Here is a 19947-nt window from a genome sequence, read left to right as displayed (position 1 = left end):
GCGTCACCAGGTGTACTCCATCCGCTACGTCAGCTTCCCGCGTCGCAGTCGCCGAGTTTGCCAAAGGCGGCTGCCACGCGCCTCTGCAGTTCTCCGTCCGTCAGGTCCTCTGCGTCGCGAATGGCTGGATCGATGGTGTAGTCGTCCAGCGTGTAGAAGACCTCATCAAGGACCGAGCCCAGCGCGTCACCCACTCGCTCCCCGGCGGCCATCGCGCCACGCCGCTCCCCAAGCCATCCGCGGGCGAACGTCGGCCCGTCGACAGCACCTTCCTGAAGCCGTCGCATCAAGGCCAACTGCCGGCCCGTGTGGCTCCCAGAAGGCACGTCACGTGGAGCCTTCCAGGACCTGTTGAGCGGAGGGTAGTCAGCAGAGACGGCCGCGATATGCGGCGCCTCTGACTGCGTAGAAATGCCGTGCGTCTTCCTCTGCACAGCTCTCAGACTTCCTCAGCCAGGCGGGGGAACGATTCCAGGGCGGCGCTCAAGTCCGCCGCGGCCGAGTCCTCCGCAGGGAGAGTGAGAGAGAGCTGGTCGGCAGCACGCAGGACCGCCTCACCCAGTTCGGGAGCGGACGTGCGAGCGATGACGCCGTCCTTCGACGCGACGGACAGACCCCTCCTGGTACGACGGAACGCCAGTCCGAAGGATGTGTCGACGCCGGTAAAGACGAGGGTTCCGGCATCGCCGCGCAAGAAGTCGCCGAGGCTGTCCAGGAGTTGGGTCACGGAAAGGTAGATCATCATGCCTTGGTCGGGGGTGTGGCCGGCCGAGTCGGCCGTTCCGAGGTCCCCTGTGGCAGACATGTCACCCAGATCGAACCCACTGGAGGCGCCCTGATCCGGCCGCACGGTGAACTGCAGAGTGATCATTAGGTGTGACTCGTCCTGCCGGGAAGAAGGTGACGATGCGGTTTCCATCGAGAGATAGCAGCCGGTCTCCGCGTCGGGCGGTAGGCAGGCTCCGTCAGAAGTGCTGACGAATCAGCCGGGCTCGCGGAGTCGGGCTCACCCCAAGTGCCACAGCGCATACGTCGTAAGCGGCATTCCGGATCGATGAACCCCAGGGCCACCCATCTTTCGCTAGCCGGGGAGCTGTGCCGGCTTCGGCTCAGCCCAGGTGCCAGAGCGCGTACGCCACCAGGAGCAGGATCAGCCCCGCGAACGCCATGAGGGCACCCAGGAACCGGAGATAGCCGACCGACCCGAAGACAGTGGTCGGCGCGGCATCCAGCGCTCCCGGCATCCCCAGGATCCCCGCGTTCCTCTGCCGGATCCGCTCGGATCGCCGGGTGGTGATCCCCCGCACGTCGAACGCCCAGTTCACCCCGCACCACAGGCAGACGAGGCCGGCGAGCACGAAGATGACGAGGACGACGGGCGACGGCCCGTCGACCCCTGAGGCAAGTACCGAAACGTCAGTCAAGGTTGGGTTCTTTCGAACGGTCCGGGACACCGGAGTAGTGGAGCAGCCAGGGCATGGCTGAGTGATCGTTGCCTTCCATGGTGACGATCACCTCGCGGCGCGTCGAATCCCCCAACCAGCGGACGAAGTCACACACCGGGGCGAAGGACTCCATGTCGACCACGTCAGCCGGGTCGAAGGAGAACTCGATCTCGTCGGCATCGAAGAAATAGCAGGTGAACCAGATTCCTCTCACCTGGACAGCGAGGCTGACGGAGTCCTCGGGGTCACCTTCGAGGCGCCCCCATAGTTCGCGCGCGGTGAGCATCGCGCCGTCGGCTGCCGGTTCAGAAAGCGCCCAAGTGAAGACAGCCGGCCAGGGGACGGACCTGAGCGCGTCCAGCATCCTCTGCCAGTCGCCCGGCTCGGCATCGAACACGCATACGTCGCGTAGCGCGCCGTCGGGCCTCGAAGTCTTCCCGGTGATATCGCAGGCCGTCTGCCGATCCAGCCATCACAGACTCCAAGAAACTAGTAGTAGTCCTCGCGGCTGCGAATGCGGCCTGTCGGCGTGATGTGCTCCTGGCGAAAGGACACGAGTCGGCCGTAATCATCGAGCATCACCCCGTATTCGACGGGTGTTCCGGCGCCGCATGGTTCGGAAATCCCGAGCACCGCACCAAGCGTCCCTTCGAGCTCAGGCTTCGCCGAAAAGCTGGTTACGCACGCCTCGTCGAAGAAATTGAGAGTGTTGTCCGTCATTGCTCGAGCTCAGCCTGTAGCGCCGCGCTCAATGCGCTCCAGTTCGGACCAGAGGGGCGGGTGGCCAAACTTTTCCATGTACTCCTCCAGAATTTCAAAAGGCTGAGAGTTGCGCGGTTCGCCGTCCGCCCAGACGGTCTCGCATTCCTCGCAGACTTGGAATGTTTCCGGTCGACCCGGAATGCGGCACTGAACGACCCATCCCTGGTCACACCTCGGGCACCAGGTCATGCTCCATTCCCCCTCGGGACTGCGGAAGGATCTCAGAGGGCACGTCACGCGAAGCCTTCCAGGACCCGTTGAGCGGAGGGTAGTGAGCAGAGATAGCGGTCAGCGCCCCGACGCGTACGTCACGAAGTCGGCCCAGGCGTCAGCCGTTACGGCGAAGCGGGCGGCGTGCGCGTTCTTGGAGTCGCGGACGTGGACCGTGCCGGGGGTGGTGGCTACCTCGACGCAGTCACCTTCATTTCCGTCACTGCTGTAGCTGCTCTTGAACCAGGCCAGCTCGGGAACGCCTTGCCTGGAAGCCTTGCGGATCATGTCTCTCCCAGCAGTTGCTCGACAAAGGCCAACGTCTCCCTCGGGGAGAGTGCCTCGGCCCGGATGGTGCCATACCTCAGTTCGAGGATCCGGAGCTGCTTCGCGTCCGATACCGGGCGGCCGTTGTACGCCCCCTCCGAGCGCCCCACCGCCGTTCCGTCCGGGAACTTCAGCACCTCGACCTTCCCATCCATCCCGGGATGGGCCTCGCGGTGAGTAGGCATCACTTGGAGCGTCACATTGCGCAACTGCCCAACATCCAGCAGATGTTCGAGTTGCTGACGCCATTCCATTGTGCCTCCGATGGGGCGCCTGAGCGCTGACTCCTCCTGTACGAAGCTGAGGGCTGGCGCGGGCGATCGCTCGAAGATCGATCGCCTGGCCATGCGGGCAGCCACCATCCGCTCCACCTCATCCTGCGAATACGCAGGCTGCCGAGCCTCGAACAACGCCCGTGCGTGCCCCGGCGTCTGCAACAGCCCATGCAGGCCGTGCGCCACATAGACCCCGATCTCAACAGCTCGGGCCTCCATGCCCGCCAGATCCCGCACCTTCTTCGGATACCGGACCTCCGCCACGTCGCCCTTCATCGCGGCGATGAGCCCACCCGCCCCCAGCACCTCGTCCGCCCTGTCCAGGTACTCCGACCTCGGGATCCGCCGCCCCGCCTCGACCTTGTAGACCAGGCCCTCCCCGTACCCGATGGCCGCCCCGAACTCGGCGGCCCGCAGCCCGGAGGCCTCCCGTTGCAGCTTCAGCTGCCGCCCCACCATCGCCACGACAGCCGCACCCTGCTCATCGTCCGGATCCACCTCCCACCCGGGTTCGTCCGCCCCATTGCTTACCGCCTGCACTCGATCCACGCTCACCCGCGCCCACCTCCGACGTACCGCTGCCGCACCCCGCGCACCGACGACCTCTACCCGTACGCCCCCTCCGGACAGCCCGGACAGCACTGGACAAGCTCCGGACAGTCACCGTACGTACCGGCGTTGTCACTGTTCACGCTATGCGTGCGCGGCCACGCTGAGTGACGTGAATCTGGAATCCGCCCAACTCTCCTGCCCCGCACGGCACTTCAGGGTCCTTCTCTCCCCCACGCCGCGCGGCGCCCGCCTCGCACGCCTGCTGGCCGCCGAGTGGCTGCGGTGCCGTGATCTGCCGTACGGGGTCACTGACGCGGCCGAGCACGTCGTCGCCGAGCTCGCCGCGAACGCCGTCGCCCACGCCCGCCTGCCCGGCCGCGACTTTCTCGTCGTACTCAGCGCCGACGTTCACGTGCTCCGTATCGAGGTGACGGACACACGCGGCGACAGCCTGCCGCCCCTCATTCCTCAACCACCCGCCCCCGAATCCGAATCCGGGCGCGGCCTGTTCCTCGTCGAGGCGCTGGCCGATCGCTGGGGCGTGGCGGAGGGACCCGTTCCGCGTAAGACGGTGTGGGCGGAACTGGATCTCGTACGACCGGAGCCCGTGAACGCGGGCTCCGGTGCTCCACGCGACAACCCCAAAGGAACAACGGACGGGGAAAAGGAACCGAGCCAAGCCCCACCTGCCCCGCCGCCGGCAGCCACCCGGGCCACTTCACTCACACAGGTGAATGTCGCCAACTCAGCTGGCCAAAGCCCCTGTTGACTGCCATACGCTCAGCGCGAGACCTCAGCATTCAAAACAACCGCAGACATGCGACGGCCCCCGGCCGGGACTCGCAATCCCGATCGAGGGCCTGACCACCGAGGAAGAATCGAGCTTCCCGATGGGTACCCAGAACCCTAGCGCGCCCCCGCGCGCCCAGTCCCGCGTTGCCGGGAAAGCCCGCCCGAAACGGGGCCCCGCGCCTCTTGGCATCACCCACGCCAACACCCGCCACGCCACCCGCTTCACGGTGATCGGCAACCACCTGGCCCAGCACCGCGAGCTCTCGCTCGTCGCGATCGCGCTGGCCGTCCACATCCAGTCGCTGCCGACCGGCGCCCGCGTGGACATCAAGACCCTCACCGCCCGCTTCCCCGAAGGGGCGACCCGTATCGCCGCTGCTCTAAGGGAGTTGGAGGCCCACGGCTACCTCCGGCGCGAGCGCCACCGCGTACCCGACGGCCGCATCGTCACGCGCACGGTCTCCTGCAACCAGCCGGGCCGCGCCGCCCACACACCGGCCGCCGCGCCGGAGCCATCGGCGGGCGACGACGTGCCGACCTGCCCGGCGCCGCAGCCTCGCACCAAGCGACCGGCCCGACCCCTGACCGTCCCCCACCCCGCCCACGCCTCCCCGCTCCTCCTCCAGACCGCCGCCGACCTCCTCGCCGGCCTGCATCGCACCGACCCCCGTCTCACCCTCTCGGCCCGCGACACACAGCACCTCGCACCCGGCGTCGCCGCCTGGCTGGAGCGCGACCTCGCCCCCACCGCCGTACGCCACGCCCTGACCAGCGATCTGCCCGGCGAGGGCCTGCGCCACCCGGCCGCCTTCCTCGCCCACCGGCTGACAGCGCTGCTGCCACCGCCGCCCCCGTTCCGGGCCCCGGCCGCGGCCCCGCCTCCCGTCCGTCATCCGCTCCGGAACTGCGACGAGTGCGACCGCGCCTTCCGCGGCCCCGAGCCGGGCAAGTGCCGCGAGTGCCGCGCGCCGGACTGCACCGGCGATGCACCTGAGCCGAACCAGCCAGACACTCGCTGAACAGGGAAAACACCCGGCAATGGACGCATCACCCCACTCCGTGCCCGTCCTGATGCTCGGGGTCACCGCGGCCGTGCGGTGGGCCGTCGGCGGCTGAGGGCGCGTGGCTGAGGCCTCGTAGCAACGGGAAACCAAGAGCTTCCCAAGAGTCCCAAAACGTGTGAACAGAACATGTCCGTGCATGGAACCTGACCCCACTGACGAGCCTCTTCTCGACTGAAGCACCGAGAAGCAGCGCACATTCCGACCGCTGCGTACGGCGGACGGAGGGCGACGCGTGCGACGCGGACGTAGACAGGACAAGCGTGATCAGAGCGCGGAGGACGGCAGCAGCAGCAGCAGCCGAATAGCCGACGGAGGCGAGGGCTTCCCGGCGGCACCCCGCGTCCACGGAGGCGACGGCTCCCCGGCGGCACCCCGCCTGCACGGGCGCCGGGCCCTGCTCATCGGGTCCGCCGCCGTCGCCGCCACCGCGGCCGCCATCGTGGGCCATACCCGCGGAGCGACCCCGCCCCCGACCCGTGCCACCGCCCCCTCCCCCGCCTCCGGCCGCCCCGCCGCCGAGGGGGAGCACGCCCTGCTGCTCCAGGTCCTCGCGCACCCCGACGACGACCTGTACTTCATGAACCCGGACACCAGCCAGGCCGTCGCCGCGGGCATCCCCCTGGTCTGCGTGTACGTCACCGCGGGCGAGGCCGACGGCGTCAACAAGATGCCCGGCCGGCCGCACCCCCCGGCCGACAAGTCTGCGTACGCCTCCGCCCGCCACCAGGGCCTCCGCCAGTCCTACGCGACCCAGCTCGGCCTGCCCGTCTTCAGCGGCTGGCGCACCGAGGTCACCACGCTCGCGGGCGGTCCCCAGGCCGAGGTGAACACGCTGGAGCACCGCGGCCGCCGCGTCGAGCTGGTCTTTCTCGATCTGGCGATGCACACGCCCGCGGGCCACATGGGCGCACCTGCACTGTGGCGGGACAACGGCCTGCCGCTGCGCACGGTCGTCGTCGACGGGTCGCCGCTGCGCCGGGTACAGACGTACGACTACGACGACCTGGTCGACGTACTCGTGGCCCTCTTCGAGCGCTACCGGCCCACCCTCGTGCACACGCTCGACCCGGACCCGGACATCCAGCACAGCGATCTGCGTACGCGCATACGCGACAGCGAGCAGCCCGGCTTCTCCGACCACGCCGACCACACGGCCGTGGCCGCGTTCACCTGGGCCGCGCTGATCCGCTGGTCGCAGACCGCGGCGGGCGGGCCGCCCCCGTTCGCGGCCACCGCCTTCCGCGGCTACTACAACCACCACTGGCCCGAGAACCTCCCCGAGTCCGTGCTGCACGCCAAGGCCGAGCACCTGATGCCGTACGGCGCGGCCCCCGACTGGCAGTGCGGCAACCCCTCCGGCTGCGGCGACTACAACGTCGGCGGGTACCGCCCCCTCACCAACCGCAAGGGCTGGGTCCGCTCGACGCACTACCGCTACCCGGGCCCGCGGATCGCTCTCGCCCAGGAGCCGGACGGGAAGCTGACCGGCTACGGCGTCCTCGGCATGCGCGCCGTCCGCTGGCGCGAGACCGCGGAAGGTGTCTTCGGCCGGCCGACCGACCTCGGCGGCGGCCCGCTCGCGCCGGCCCTCGGTTCCGCGTCACTCCGCGACGGACGGCAGTTGCTCCTCGGCCTGCGGCTCGCGGCCCTCGAAGGACGCGGCGGATCCGACCTCCGCGAGATCGTCGTCCTCGAACAGCGCGCCGTCGGCGGGGAGTTCGGCGCCTGGACCGGCCTCGGCAACCCGGAGACCGACCCCGTGCGTGGCCGCCGCATCGGCGTCCCCGTCGCCGTCACCGCACGCGACGGGCGGGTCCATCTGTTCGTCCGGGACGCGGACCAGGGCATCAGTACACGGGTACGCGCTCTCGACGGGCGCTGGTCGCCGTGGCGCGGCCTCGGCGGCGGGCCCGTGCAGGACGGTCTGACCGCGGTCGTCGGTGAGGACGGCGGCGTCCATGTGTACGCGCCGGGCCGCGACACGGTCCACCACTGGACGCCGGAGGGGCCCGCGCCGCTCGCCGGGCTGCCCGTCCCCGCGGACGCCGTCGCCGCCGTGGGCGGCCGGCTCTACTACCGGACCCCCGCCTCGTCCGCGCTGACGGCGACGGCGGGCCCGCCGGTCGACTTCCCCGGCTACGGCCCCGTGACCGCCGCCGGACCGTACCTCCTGGGCCGGGACACCAGCGGAACGCTCCAGCTCCTGCACCGGGGCCGCAGCGGCCGGATCCAGCGGGCCGCGCGCGACCTGGTCACCCTCGACGGACCCGCCCTGAGCGCCACCCGGAACGGCCCCGTGGCCGCCGGCCTCTCCCCCGCCGCCCGGCCGTGGCTGTGGTACCCGGACAGCTCCACCGGCACTGGCACCGCCCGCAAGATCTGAGCCCCAGAAACAAGATCTGAGCCCCAGAAAAGGGAAACAGCGCAAAAGGGACAGCGCATCGGCATACGAAAGGGCCCGTACGACCGAAGTCGTACGGGCCCCTTCTGGTGCTCGCTGGAGCTACCAGGTCAAACCGTCAAGGAAATTACTTGACGATCTTGGTGACCTGGCCGGCGCCCACGGTCCGGCCACCCTCACGGATGGCGAACTTCAGGCCCTCTTCCATGGCGACGGGCTGGATGAGCGCAACGTTCATCTCAGTGTTGTCGCCCGGCATGACCATCTCGGTGCCCTCGGGGAGGGTCACAACGCCGGTCACGTCCGTCGTGCGGAAGTAGAACTGCGGGCGGTAGTTGTTGAAGAAGGGGGTGTGACGGCCACCCTCGTCCTTCGACAGGATGTAGGCCTGGGCCTCGAACTCGGTGTGCGGCGTGACCGAACCGGGCTTGATGATGACCTGGCCGCGCTCGACGTCCTCGCGCTTGATGCCACGGAGGAGCAGACCGACGTTCTCACCGGCCTGGCCCTCGTCGAGCAGCTTGCGGAACATCTCGATGCCGGTGACCGTGGTGGTGGTCTTCTCGGTCTTGATACCGACGATGTCGACGGTCTCGTTGACCTTGAGGACACCACGCTCGATGCGGCCGGTGACGACGGTGCCACGACCGGTGATCGTGAAGACGTCCTCGATCGGCATCAGGAACGGCTTGTCGACGTCACGCTCGGGCTGCGGGATCGACTCGTCCACAGCGGCCATGAGCTTGAGGATCGACTCACCCCACTCCTTGTCGCCCTCGAGCGCCTTGAGCGCCGAGACCTTGACGACCGGCAGGTCGTCGCCCGGGAACTCGTACTCGGAGAGGAGCTCACGGACCTCGAGCTCGACGAGCTCCAGGATCTCCTCGTCGTCCACCATGTCGGCCTTGTTCAGGGCGACAACGATGTAGGGAACGCCGACCTGGCGGGCCAGGAGCACGTGCTCCTTGGTCTGCGGCATCGGGCCGTCGGTGGCGGCGACCACGAGGATGGCGCCGTCCATCTGCGCGGCACCCGTGATCATGTTCTTGATGTAGTCCGCGTGACCGGGGCAGTCGACGTGCGCGTAGTGACGCGTCTCCGTCTGGTACTCGACATGCGCGATCGAGATCGTGATACCGCGCTGGCGCTCCTCAGGAGCCTTGTCGATCTGGTCGAAGGCCGAGGCCTCGTTCAGGTCCGGGTACGCGTCGTGCAGCACCTTGGTAATGGCGGCCGTGAGGGTCGTCTTACCGTGGTCAATGTGACCGATGGTGCCGATGTTGACGTGCGGCTTAGTCCGCTCGAACTTCGCCTTCGCCACTGGGTCCTCCTGTGGAGTGGTTCTGTACGCCTTGCTTCATCGGCGCCAGGTGATCTTTGCTGGGAAACCCGCCGCCGGGGTCCGGGGTTACGAACCCCAGCGGTCGGTGTCAAGCCTAAAGCGTGAACTCGGGTGAGTTACTCGCCCTTGGCCTTCGCGATGATCTCCTCGGCGACGTTCCGCGGAACCTCGGCGTAGGAGTCGAACTGCATCGAGTAGCTTGCGCGACCCGACGTCTTGCTGCGGAGGTCTCCGACGTAGCCGAACATCTCCGAGAGGGGCACGAGGCCCTTCACGACACGGGCGCCACTGCGCTCCTCCATGGCCTGGATCTGGCCACGGCGGGAGTTGATGTCGCCGATGACGTCACCCATGTAGTCCTCGGGCGTGGTGACCTCAACGGCCATCATCGGCTCGAGCAGCACGGGCTTCGCCTTGCGCGCGGCCTCCTTGAAGGCCTGCGAACCGGCGATCTTGAAGGCGAGCTCGGAGGAGTCGACCTCGTGGTAGCCGCCGTCGAGAAGGATGACGCGGACGCCAGTCATCTCGTAGCCGGCCAGGATGCCGAACTGCATGGCCTCCTGCGCACCGGCGTCCACCGACGGGATGTACTCCCGCGGGATACGGCCACCGGTGACCTTGTTCACGAACTCGTACGACGTCTCGCCGCTCTCGATCGGCTCGATCGCGATCTGCACCTTGGCGAACTGACCGGTACCACCGGTCTGCTTCTTGTGGGTGTAGTCGTGACGCTCGACGGCCTGACGGATCGTCTCGCGGTAAGCGACCTGCGGCTTGCCGACGTTCGCCTCGACGCGGAACTCGCGCTTCATGCGGTCGACGAGCACCTCGAGGTGAAGCTCGCCCATACCACCGATGATGGTCTGGCCGGTCTCCTCGTCCGAGTGGACCTGGAAGGAGGGGTCCTCCTCCGAGAGGCGCTGGATGGCGACACCCAGCTTCTCCTGGTCACCCTTGGACTTCGGCTCGATGGCGACCTGGATGACCGGCGCCGGGAAGTCCATGGACTCCAGGATCACCGGGCTCTTGTCGTCACAGAGCGTCTCGCCCGTGGTGGTCTGCTTCAGACCCATGACGGCGACGATGTCACCGGCGCCCACCGACTCGATCTCCTCACGCTTGTTCGCGTGCATGCGGTAGATCTTGCCGATGCGCTCCTTCTTGCCCTTGACGGAGTTCAGCACGGCGGTGCCGGACTCCAGGCGGCCCGAGTAAACCCGGACGAAGGTGAGCTTGCCGAGGTGCGGGTCGCTCATGATCTTGAACGCCAGCGCCGAGAGGGGCTCCTCGTCGGACGGCTTGCGCTTGACGACCGTCTCCGGGTCCTTGACGTCGTGGCCCTCGATGGCCTCGACGTCCAGGGGGGAGGGCAGGTAGCGCACGACGGCGTCGAGCAGGGGCTGAACGCCCTTGTTCTTGAACGCGGTGCCGCAGAACACGGGGGTGACGGTGGTGTCGCCGCCCTTGCCGGAGGCGATGGTGATGCGACGCACGGCCGCGTACAGCTGGTCCACGGTGGGCTCGGTGCCCTCCAGGAACAGCTCCATCATCTCTTCGTCGTTCTCCGCGACGGCCTCGAGCAGCTTGCCGCGGTACTCCTCGGCAGCCTCGACGTGCGTGGCCGGGATGTCGACGACGTCGTACGCCTCGCCCTTGGCCGCCTCGGCGGACCAGACGAACGCCTTCATCGTGACGAGGTCGACGACACCCTGGAAGTCCATCTCGGCGCCGATGGGCAGCTGCATGACGAGCGGGGTCGCACCGAGGCGGTTGACGATCATGTCAACGCAGCGGTGGAACTCGGCACCCGTACGGTCGAGCTTGTTGACGAAGCAGATACGCGGCACGCCGTAGCGGTCCGCCTGACGCCAGACAGTCTCGGACTGGGGCTCAACACCGGCAACGCCGTCGAACACCGTCACGGCACCGTCGAGGACGCGGAGCGAACGCTCCACCTCGACGGTGAAGTCCACGTGGCCCGGGGTGTCGATGATGTTGATGGTGTGGTCGACGTCGTTCAGCGGCCAGTGACAGGTGGTGGCAGCAGAGGTGATCGTGATGCCACGCTCCTGCTCCTGCTCCATCCAGTCCATGGTCGCGGCGCCGTCGTGGACCTCACCGATCTTGTACGAAACACCGGTGTAGAACAGGATCCGCTCGGTGGTCGTCGTCTTGCCCGCGTCGATGTGAGCCATGATGCCGATGTTGCGCACCTTGGCCAGGTCAAGTGAAGTGGTAGCCATCTCGGCTCAGTCTTCTCTCGGTCTCGATGTGGGTAGCGACTACCAGCGGTAGTGCGCGAAGGCCTTGTTGGACTCGGCCATCTTGTGGGTGTCCTCACGCTTCTTGACGGCAGCGCCAAGACCGTTCGAGGCGTCGAGCAGCTCGTTCATGAGGCGCTCGGTCATGGTCTTCTCGCGGCGGGCGCGGGAGTAACCCACGAGCCAGCGCAGCGCGAGCGTGTTGGCGCGACCGGGCTTGACCTCGATCGGCACCTGGTAGGTGGCGCCACCGACACGGCGGGACTTGACCTCGAGGGTCGGCTTGATGTTCTCCAGCGCGCGCTTCAGCGTGATGACCGGGTCGCTGCCCGACTTCTCACGCAGACCCTCCATGGCGCCGTACACGATGCGCTCGGCGGTGGAGCGCTTGCCGTTCAGCAGCACCTTGTTGATGAGGGAGGTCACCAGAGGAGAACCGTAGACCGGGTCGATGATGACCGGGCGCTTCGGGGCGGGGCCCTTACGAGGCATTCTTACTTCTCCTTCTTGGCGCCGTAGCGGCTGCGGGCCTGCTTGCGGTTCTTGACACCCTGGGTGTCAAGCGAACCGCGGATGATCTTGTAACGAACACCAGGCAGGTCCTTCACACGGCCGCCACGCACGAGCACGATGGAGTGCTCCTGCAGGTTGTGTCCCTCACCCGGGATGTAGGCCGTGACCTCGATGCCGCTGGTCAGACGCACACGCGCGACCTTACGGAGGGCCGAGTTCGGCTTCTTCGGGGTGGTCGTGAACACACGCGTGCAGACGCCGCGACGCTGGGGCGAACCCTCGAGTGCGGGCGTCTTGTTCTTCTCGACCTTGTCCTGCCGGCCCTTCCGGACCAGCTGCTGGATCGTAGGCACTACTTCTCCGGTTTCTGTGTGCCGAATAGTAAAGCTAACCTGGAACATTTCCCGACCCACGCGGTCGGGTGTGTCGAATACTGTGGACTCCCGCCGCCAAGCGGGAAGGGCGCAGATTACGGTGGCCCATCGCGGACTCCCGTAGCGGCTGACGACACGCACAGGAGCCCAGGCACACCCCAGGCACAAGGTCTGAGCGTACCTACCTCATCGGGTTCGGTCAAAACAAATGCAGTCCACCGCGACACGCCGGACTTGTCACGCTCCGCCCGAGGCCCCCCGCGCACGGCATGGACACGATTCAGTTGTTCACCCGTCCCCGCCTGTTCCGCTTCAGTTACGTTGATCGATCGGCTTTGCTGGATCTTGCTGGATCGGGGGGACACAGCGGTGGTGCAGTTACCGGGCGACGGAGGCCTTGACGACCGGGTGCCCTTCCTGGCCCGTCTGGAAGCGGACGACCGGGCGGCCCTGCTAGCCCTCGGCGGCGCCCTTCGCTACTCCCCCCGCGTGGCCCTGCTCCACCAGGACGAGCCGTCCGCCCATGTCCTGCTGATCCTGCACGGCTGGACCAAGGTGACCGCCGCCGCGGCCAACGGCTACGAGGCCCTGCTCGCCCTGCGCGGCCCCGGCGACATCGTCGGCGAGTCCGCGGCGCTGACCGGGCGTTCCAGGTCGGCGACGGTCACCGCCCTCGAACCGGTACAGGCCGTGGCCGTCGAACACGACCGCTTCACCAGCTTCCTCTCCGGCTCACCCCAGGTCGCCCTGAAACTGCTCGGCCTGACCGCCGACCGCACCAGGGCCGCCGACCGCAGACGCCTCGAGTTCGCCTCCCTGAACGTGCGGGAGCGGTTCGCCGCACTGCTCCTGGACCTGGCCCGCACCCATGGACGCCGTACGGAAGAGGGTATCGAGCTCGCCGTGCCGCTCAGCAAGCAGGAACTGGCCGGATCCGTGGGCGCCTCGCGGGAGATGGTCCAGCGGCTGCTCAAGGAACTGCGTGAGCAGCGTGCCGTGGTGACCGGCCGCAGGTCCCTGGTGATTCTGCGGCCCGACATCCTGAGGCAACTGCTGGCGGGCTGAACCCCCCTGGGGCCACAGCAAGTGGGACTGTGCACACGGTCACACTTCCAGTGAGTCATCTGCCCTCACACCCCTCCCGCCACCGGCGACATGCTGCCGGGCATGACTACTGAGCCCGTCAGCAGGACGATCCTGCTGTTCGACATCGAGCGCTTCAGCAACCGCGACGACGTCGAACAGGCCTATCTGCGGCGCATGCTGTACGCCATCGCCGACCGGACGCTGGAAGCCGCCGGGATCGACGAAACGCGGCGGATGCGGGCCGACCGGGGTGACTCCGTGATGGAGCTGATCGACGCGGGCGCCTCCGTCACCGGCCTGCTGCGCGCCCTTCTGACCGAGGTTCCCGCACAGCTGCATGCCGTGAACCGGATGGCGTCGCGGTCGGCCCAGATCCGGTTGCGCGGGGTCGTGGCCACCGGGTTCGTGGCCGTGGACCCGCTCGACGGCTGGGTCGGCTCCGCTCTCAACCACGCCTGCCGCCTCCTCGACGCACAGGTGCTGCGGGACGCGCTGGGCGAGCGCCCGGACGACTTCGCCCTGTGTGTCTCGGAGAGCGTGCACAGCGGGATCGTCCGCCACGACCATCCGGGCATCCCGCGCGACGCCTTTCACACCGTCACGGCCGACAGCAAGAACGGCCCGCTGCGGGCGTGGCTGCACGGTCCCGTACCGGCGCGGAGCGGCACGGGCGGCGACGGCCGCGGTGAGCGGAGGGAGGGGGAGAGCCCGGCGCCGGGTGGCCCGGGGGAGCATCCGGCGCCGGGCTCGCCGTCGCCTCGGCGCCCCGAATCCGGTCCCGCCGTCCACTTCCAGGGCGCCGCTTCATTCGGCGGCAGTCAGGTGTTCGGCGACCAGCATGGGGTCTCCGGGGGCCAGGTCACCGGGGACGTCCACCTCGGCGGGCGCGAGGCGGGAAAGGGCGAGCCGGCGTGAGCGCGGACGAGCAGCCGGCCCCCGGCGCGGCAGGCGCCGCGCCACCCGGGCGACCGGGTGCCGGAAAGGACAAGGCGTCCCCCGGTGACGCCGGTGCGGCCGCCGCGGCGGGTGACGTCCAGAGCTCCGGCGAGGGGGAGAGCACCGGCGAAGGAGAGGCGGGCGAGCAGCAGGACCGGCCGCAGGACGCGTGGTCGGCCCGCAGGGATCTGTGGGACCACAGCCCCCGCACGATGAAGGTGGGTGACGACGCCCGCTTCGGCGGCAGCTTCGTCGGCCGAGATCAGCACGGAGTTTCCGGCGGCCGGGTCGCCGGAGACGTGATCATGGGCAGCAAGACGGAGATCCACTACCGTTTCGGCTTCTCCGGATCGGCCGGGCACACCTCCGGGGAGATCCCCCGTGCCACGCTCGACCGACTCGCGCCGTACTTCGTGGCTGCCGAGCCCGCCTTCACGGCCCTCGTCGAGCGGCTGCGGGAGGAACGGGTCCTCGTCCTCTCCGGGCCCGACTTCTCGGGGCGCCGTACAGCGGCCCTCATGCTGCTGCACCGCCTCGGCCTCACCCCGGTGCGCACGCTGGTCCGTAACACCGACCCCGCGAGTCTGGGCACGCTCGGCGGGAGTACCGGCGCGGACAGCGAGGAGCCTGGGGCCCGCGGCTATCTCCTGTGCGACCTGGTGACCCGCCGGGACAGGCCCCTGAGGGAAGCCCATCTGCTCGCCGCGCGGGAGCGGCTGGCCAAGGACGACGCGTATCTGGTGATCACGGTCGGCCCGGTCGCCGCTCTCGACGGAGTCCTCGCTACGCATTGGAAATCCCCGCCCGCCCACGAAGTCCTCGCCGCCCACCTGAAGGTCCTCGCCGGCCCCGAGCGTGCCGGTGATCTGCTGGCGCTCCCCGCCACGACGGAATTCCTCGCCCACGGCCACCAGTTACGGGAGGTCGGCCGCTTCGCCGAGGTGCTGCGCCAGTACGCGGACGGTGCTCTCGAAGAGGCCGCGGTCGGCGAATTCTCGCTCACCACCCTCGAAGACCAGGTCCAGGAGTGGTTCGAGGAGGACGAGACCACCGTCCAGCTGCGGGACAAGGCCTTCCTCATCGCCCTCGCCTCGTTCGACGGCGGACCGTACGCGCTCACGGCCGAACTGAGCGACCTGCTCTACGCGTTCCTGCTCAGGACCGAGAACCCGGGCCTGCACCCGGCTGTGCCCGTGTTCGGAACCCATATCGGCAAACGCCTCCAGCTCGCCCGTGCCCACCGCTACGACGAGGACGAGACCACCGAATGGGGCCCGGTCACCCAGTCCAAGGCAGCCTTCACGGACGCCCGGACCGCGCTGGTGCTGCTGCGCGAGCTGTGGACGGGGCACCCCTCGGCCCGCCCCGCCCTCGTGGCCTGGCTGCAACGGCTCACCGAGGACGGCCGCCCCCTCGTACGGACCCGGGCCGCCTCCACCGTCGCCGTCCTGGCCCGCACCGATCTGCCGTCCGCGATGGCTCTGGTCATCGAGCCGTGGGCGTCCTCCAACCGGTACCGCCGAAGGCTCGTCGCAGTGAACGCCCTCGCGCTCACGTACTTCCTGGACACCCCGAACGTCCCCCGCATCCTCGACGACTGGTGCGACTCGGGTGAGCCGGGACTGAGCTGGGTCGCCATCCGTACCCACGCACTCATCGGGCACGAGCGGCCCGAGGAGACCCTCAAGGCTCTGCGCGCCGCCGCCCGCCGGCTGCGTGAGAACGCCACGGACGGCGAGGGCACCGACGCCGAGCTCGCGGGTGAACTCGCCGAGTCCGTCGCCCTGTTGCTGCTCTCCAGCGCACGCGAGCGGGTGCTTCGCGAGCTCCTGCGCACGCTCCATGACGACAAGGCCGTCAAAGAGCTCGCGCTCGGCGGATTCATCGGCGCGTGCGACCACACCGAGCGGGACGAGCCGGCCGGGGTGCCGCTCATCCTCGGCTGGTATGCGCAGGACCCACCGGACGGAGCCGCTCCGGAACCCGCCGGAACCGCCCGGCAGAACATCGCCGCCCTGTGGCGGGCGGCGCTCGGCACCATGGCCTTCACCCGCGATGCCCTCGACGTGCTGCGCGACTGGGTACTCGTCGCCGACCGGAACACCGCGGCCGAGTGGGCCCTCGCGTCCCTGCTGCCCGAGCTCACGACCACCGAACTCGAACGGCAGCGGATTTCCCACCTGCTGCGGACGATGCCCGGCGAGGACGGCTCGCCCCCGCCACCCGTCACCGTGCGTCTGCACACGGTGCTGCCGCCCGAAATCCGCTGAACCGCCGCCTCCCCCGCCCCGCCCACCTCGCCCCTTCCTTCCAGGAGACAGGTTCCATGCCGCAGTTCCGGCCACCCGAGTGGCAGCAGCCGGCCCACCGGCACAGCGAGATCGTCGATCCCGTCCTGACCGTGCGCCAGCTCTCGCGTTTCGAGTTCTCCCGCAAGACCCACGCCCGCATGGACCACGCACTGGTCTTCACCGGCCCGAAGGGCTCGTACGACACCTACCTGCCACCGCTGCGGCCCTCCCGCTCGGAGGTGGCGGCCAAGCGCTACACGTCCGTCTACGAGGTGGACATGGGCGTCCACCCGTACAGCACGGAGCTCGCCCTGCCCAGCGACAACGACGCCTTCGAGTTCGGCGCGACCGTCGAACTGAGCTGGCAGGTCGCCGATCCCGCGCGGTTCGTGGCGAGCGGCCACCGCGATGTTCCCGCGCTGGTCGTCGCCGAACTCCAGCAGGCGGCCCGCCCAGTGACGCGGCACCACGCCATCGGGGACAGCGCCGCGGCCGAGACGGAGATGCTGCGCGCCCTGGCCGCGACAGGACCGCTCGGGCTCGCGGCCGGCATTCAGGCCGCCTGGACCGTGCGGCTGCGCCGGGACCAGGAGAACATCGACCACCAGATCCGGATCCAGGCCATCAGGCACAGCGCGGCCGAGCAGATCGCCGCGCAGGAGCAGGGCATGGCCGTCGACATGGCCCAGGACCTGCGGAACCGGCAGCAGGACATGCTCCAGATGTCCCGCGCCACGGCGTTCGGCGAGCAGCAGCAGGAGCTGGCCAAGCGGCAGTTGGAGTGGGCACACGAGCAAGCCATGCTCCAAGGCCGGCAGCAGCTGGAGCTCCAGAAGATCGAGACCGAGAAGATCGACTTCTATCAGTGGCACCTCCAGCAGGGTGGTGTCCAGATGTGGGCCCTGCACCTGGCACAGCACCCGGAGGACTCCCGGCTCGTCATGGAGAGCATGCGGGCGGACCAACTACGCCTCATCCAGGCGCAGATGGACCTCGTGAGCCAGCTCCTGAGCGGGGACAACGCGGAGATGCACCAATTGGAGGGTCCCAAGCAACTGGCCCTGCGCACGGTCAGCGACATCCTCAACCAGCGTCTGCCGGGCGTTCCGCAGGATCCGCCCCCTGCTCAGCGCCGGCCGCCGTCCGCGGTGCTGCCCGAACAGCAGGGTCCGGCCGAGCCGGACGGCCAGGGGCCCATGGCCAACGGCTTCGTGGAGGACGCGGCAGACGGGAGCCACCCGGCGCCGGCGCCGGCGCCCGCGCCCCAGCAGGATCGCCCGTACGGCCCGCCTCCTGTTCGGACCCCCTCCTCCACGACCGCGTACACCCCGCCGCCCGCCGGCTCCCCTTCCCAGCCCGCTCCGCCCACCATGCCGAGCCCGGCTCCCCCGTGGCAGCCGCCGCCCGGCTACGGCAGCTCCCCCACGCTGCCCGGCACCCCTCCGCAGCCCTTGGCCGCTCCCCCCGCCACCCCTCCGGGGACGGATCAGGCTCCGCCGCCCCCGGAGGAAGACCCTGACACCCCGGGTACCCCGTCATGAGCGGCCCCGCCACACCGGACCGCACCACCCCCGACGACCCACCGGCACCCGCAGCGCCCCTCTCGCAGGCAGCTGCCCGCACCGGTGAGACGCTCCTGGCCGATCTGCGCAGCGAGATAGCCCGCGCCGACAGCAAGGCCTCCGTCCTCGTCGCCGCGCTCGGCATGACCGCGGGAGTGTTCAGCGGCCTCCTCGCGGGCGGCGGCTGGTCACCGGCCGTGCTCTCCGGTCCCGGCACGGCTGCCTGGTGGGCCGGGGCGGGGGCCCTCGCCCTCGCGCTGTTCGCCCTGCTCCTCGCCGTCCTGCCGCGCTACCGCAGCAGGGGCTGGACACCGGGTGAACCGCTCACGCACTTCGGGGACATCCAGCAGGCCGCGCGCGCCGGACAGCTCACCGCCGCGCTCATGGCCACCGAACGCCGCGCCGCCGACGGGCTCACTAGGGCGCTCACCGAAACCAGCCGGATCGCCGCGCGCAAACACCAGTGGATCCGCACGGGGCTGATCGCATTCGCCGTCGGCACGGTGCTGCTCCCCGCGGCGCTGCTCATCGGCTGACGTTCCCACACGGAGGAATCCCAGATGACCCAGCCCTCTGGCGCACAGCCCCCCGAGTACCCCTCGTCCTCGACGCCGCCACCCACGTACCCCACCGCCGGCCCGGCCCCCGGCCCGCCGCAGTACCCGTCGACGGGCGCTCAGCCCTCGTCCCCCGGACCCGTCCACCCGGGCCCCACTCCCGCCGTCCCATCCCAGTACGCCGCAGGGCCCGCCATGCCTGCGGAAGGGCACCCCCACCACATCTCCACCGAGCGACGACGCGCGTACCTGAGCTCGCATCAGCGGGGTGTCGACGCCACCGCGGTCGGCAGTCTGCTGCTGTACGTCCCGAACTTCCTGTGCAGCCTGCTGGTCATCGGCCTCGCCTCCCTCGTCTTCGGCGGGCTCGGCCTCCTCGTGGTCCTCGCCTGGCTGATCAGCGGACTGCTGGTCTTCCACCGGCCCACCGAAAGCGCCATCGCCCGCCACTTCCTGCATCTGCGCTACCCCACCGCACAGGAGCGGCAGCGCCTCGAACCGGTCTGGCGGGAGGTCACCGCCCGCGCGGGCGTAGACGCGCGGGCGTACGAGCTGTGGGTGGAGGACAGCGACGACCTCAACGCGGTCGCTGCGGCCGGCCACATCGTCGGCGTCACCCGCTTCGCCATGAACGAGCTGCCCAACGGCGAGCTGGCCGCGGTGATGGCCCACGAGCTGGGTCACCACGTCGGAGGCCATACCTGGTCCTCGCTGCTCGGCTACTGGTACGCGCTGCCGGGCCGCGTCGCCTGGCGGGTCTTCCGAGTCATCGGCCGGGCCCTGTTCAAGGTGTCCAAGTCCTTCTCCTGCTTCGGAGTCGGGTTCTTCCTGCTCGTCTTCGGCAGCGTCGCCCTCACCACGATCAGCAGCCTGTACGGACTGCCGCTGCTGATCCTCGCCCTGCCGTACGCGCTCGCCGCGGTCAGCAGGCGCGCGGAGTTGCGCGCCGACCGGCACGCGGCGGGCCTCGGCTTCGCGCCCATGCTGGCCGGCGTACTGGACAAGCTGCACCGTTCCGATCAGCAGCGGACGGCCGCCGCGCAGGCCCTCAACCGCAGCGTCCCCCTCAAAGAGAGCCCCCTGAGCAGGCTGCTCTCCTCACACCCGGACCACTACACCCGGCTCCACCACCTGCAGCCCTACCTCCAGCCCTACGCGCCCCAACAGCCACCGCAGCAGCCACCGCGCTGAGGCACA

Annotated in this window: 20 protein-coding genes; 9 read left to right on the top strand and 11 right to left on the bottom strand. The window is 69.3% G+C overall.

Features of this window, described 5'->3' with window-relative positions; all coding sequences use genetic code 11:
• Positions 1 to 29: 29 nt before the first annotated feature.
• The 7 genes from AC07EJ_RS38755 to AC07EJ_RS38725 all read right to left on the bottom strand — a co-directional run bounded on the left by AC07EJ_RS38755 (position 30) and on the right by AC07EJ_RS38725 (position 3574).
• Positions 30 to 212: a colicin immunity domain-containing protein gene (locus AC07EJ_RS38755; protein ID WP_389486794.1), complete on the bottom strand. Its 183-nt coding sequence runs from the start codon at positions 210 to 212 to the stop codon at positions 30 to 32.
• 227 nt (positions 213 to 439) lie between these two features.
• Positions 440 to 805: a hypothetical protein gene (locus tag AC07EJ_RS38750; protein ID WP_389486796.1), complete on the bottom strand. Its 366-nt coding sequence runs from the start codon at positions 803 to 805 to the stop codon at positions 440 to 442.
• Positions 806 to 1109: 304 nt separating this feature from the next.
• Positions 1110 to 1424 carry a hypothetical protein gene (locus AC07EJ_RS38745; protein WP_389486798.1) on the bottom strand — a complete coding sequence of 105 codons (315 nt, stop codon included), beginning with the start codon at positions 1422 to 1424 and terminating at the stop codon, positions 1110 to 1112.
• Complete coding sequence (locus AC07EJ_RS38740; RefSeq protein WP_389486800.1) at positions 1417 to 1842, bottom strand: hypothetical protein; 426 nt, start codon at positions 1840 to 1842, stop codon at positions 1417 to 1419. Before AC07EJ_RS38740 ends, AC07EJ_RS38745 begins: the two co-directional genes overlap by 8 nt.
• 92 nt (positions 1843 to 1934) lie before the next feature.
• Complete coding sequence (locus AC07EJ_RS38735) at positions 1935 to 2165, bottom strand: hypothetical protein (protein WP_478886000.1); 231 nt, start codon at positions 2163 to 2165, stop codon at positions 1935 to 1937.
• Between the two features lie 330 nt (positions 2166 to 2495).
• Positions 2496 to 2705: a DUF397 domain-containing protein gene (locus AC07EJ_RS38730; protein ID WP_389486804.1), complete on the bottom strand. Its 210-nt coding sequence runs from the start codon at positions 2703 to 2705 to the stop codon at positions 2496 to 2498.
• Positions 2702 to 3574: a helix-turn-helix domain-containing protein gene (locus AC07EJ_RS38725; protein ID WP_478885999.1), complete on the bottom strand. Its 873-nt coding sequence runs from the start codon at positions 3572 to 3574 to the stop codon at positions 2702 to 2704. Before AC07EJ_RS38725 ends, AC07EJ_RS38730 begins: the two co-directional genes overlap by 4 nt.
• Positions 3575 to 3740: 166 nt before the next feature.
• Here AC07EJ_RS38725 and AC07EJ_RS38720 point away from each other — a divergent pair, with 166 nt between their 5' ends.
• The 3 genes from AC07EJ_RS38720 (at position 3741) to AC07EJ_RS38710 (ending at position 7810) form a co-directional block, all read left to right on the top strand.
• Entirely contained in the window at positions 3741 to 4340 is a 600-nt protein-coding gene (locus AC07EJ_RS38720; protein ID WP_393587110.1) for an ATP-binding protein, read from the top strand.
• 121 nt (positions 4341 to 4461) lie between these two features.
• Positions 4462 to 5382 (top strand): helix-turn-helix domain-containing protein, encoded by a 921-nt coding sequence (locus tag AC07EJ_RS38715; protein WP_478885998.1) that lies wholly within the window; start codon positions 4462 to 4464, stop codon positions 5380 to 5382.
• 421 nt (positions 5383 to 5803) lie between these two features.
• Positions 5804 to 7810, top strand: a complete 2007-nt coding sequence (locus AC07EJ_RS38710) for a PIG-L family deacetylase (RefSeq protein ID WP_478886003.1) — start codon at positions 5804 to 5806, stop codon at positions 7808 to 7810.
• Positions 7811 to 7955: 145 nt separating this feature from the next.
• On the opposite strand, the gene tuf is transcribed toward AC07EJ_RS38710, so the two are convergent.
• The 4 genes from tuf to rpsL all read right to left on the bottom strand — a co-directional run bounded on the left by tuf (position 7956) and on the right by rpsL (position 12297).
• Positions 7956 to 9149, bottom strand: a complete 1194-nt coding sequence (gene tuf, locus AC07EJ_RS38705) for an elongation factor Tu (RefSeq protein WP_389486812.1) — start codon at positions 9147 to 9149, stop codon at positions 7956 to 7958.
• A gap of 137 nt (positions 9150 to 9286) precedes the next feature.
• Positions 9287 to 11413, bottom strand: a complete 2127-nt coding sequence (gene fusA / locus AC07EJ_RS38700) for an elongation factor G (protein ID WP_383895964.1) — start codon at positions 11411 to 11413, stop codon at positions 9287 to 9289.
• A gap of 39 nt (positions 11414 to 11452) precedes the next feature.
• Entirely contained in the window at positions 11453 to 11923 is a 471-nt protein-coding gene (rpsG, locus tag AC07EJ_RS38695) for a 30S ribosomal protein S7 (protein ID WP_362904113.1), read from the bottom strand.
• Between the two features lie 2 nt (positions 11924 to 11925).
• On the bottom strand, positions 11926 to 12297 hold the full coding sequence (gene rpsL, locus AC07EJ_RS38690; protein ID WP_003948652.1) for a 30S ribosomal protein S12: 372 nt from the start codon (positions 12295 to 12297) through the stop codon (positions 11926 to 11928).
• A gap of 390 nt (positions 12298 to 12687) precedes the next feature.
• Between rpsL and AC07EJ_RS38685 the strand changes: the two genes are divergently transcribed.
• From AC07EJ_RS38685 to AC07EJ_RS38660, 6 genes are all read left to right on the top strand, one after another.
• A complete protein-coding gene (locus AC07EJ_RS38685; RefSeq protein WP_389486815.1) occupies positions 12688 to 13383 on the top strand; it encodes a Crp/Fnr family transcriptional regulator in 696 nt (231 codons plus the stop codon).
• Between the two features lie 102 nt (positions 13384 to 13485).
• Positions 13486 to 14319, top strand: coding sequence for a hypothetical protein (locus tag AC07EJ_RS38680; RefSeq protein WP_389486816.1), 834 nt, complete (start codon positions 13486 to 13488; stop codon positions 14317 to 14319).
• The gene (locus tag AC07EJ_RS38675) at positions 14316 to 16610 is read left to right on the top strand and encodes a hypothetical protein (protein ID WP_478885997.1); all 2295 of its coding nucleotides are present in this window, start codon (positions 14316 to 14318) and stop codon (positions 16608 to 16610) included. The genes AC07EJ_RS38680 and AC07EJ_RS38675 overlap by 4 nt, the downstream gene beginning before the upstream one ends.
• A 56-nt stretch (positions 16611 to 16666) precedes the next feature.
• Positions 16667 to 18172 carry a hypothetical protein gene (locus AC07EJ_RS38670; protein ID WP_478885996.1) on the top strand — a complete coding sequence of 502 codons (1506 nt, stop codon included), beginning with the start codon at positions 16667 to 16669 and terminating at the stop codon, positions 18170 to 18172.
• A complete protein-coding gene (locus AC07EJ_RS38665; RefSeq protein ID WP_389486822.1) occupies positions 18169 to 18729 on the top strand; it encodes a Pycsar system effector family protein in 561 nt (186 codons plus the stop codon). The genes AC07EJ_RS38670 and AC07EJ_RS38665 overlap by 4 nt, the downstream gene beginning before the upstream one ends.
• Before the next feature lie 24 nt (positions 18730 to 18753).
• Positions 18754 to 19941: a M48 family metalloprotease gene (locus AC07EJ_RS38660; protein ID WP_478885995.1), complete on the top strand. Its 1188-nt coding sequence runs from the start codon at positions 18754 to 18756 to the stop codon at positions 19939 to 19941.
• Positions 19942 to 19947 lie beyond the last annotated feature (6 nt).

The sequence above is a fragment of the Streptomyces sp. NPDC045026 genome (assembly GCF_056432625.1).
Note: the sequence above shows the minus strand (reverse complement) of the source record. Positions and strands in the feature narration are given on the sequence as shown.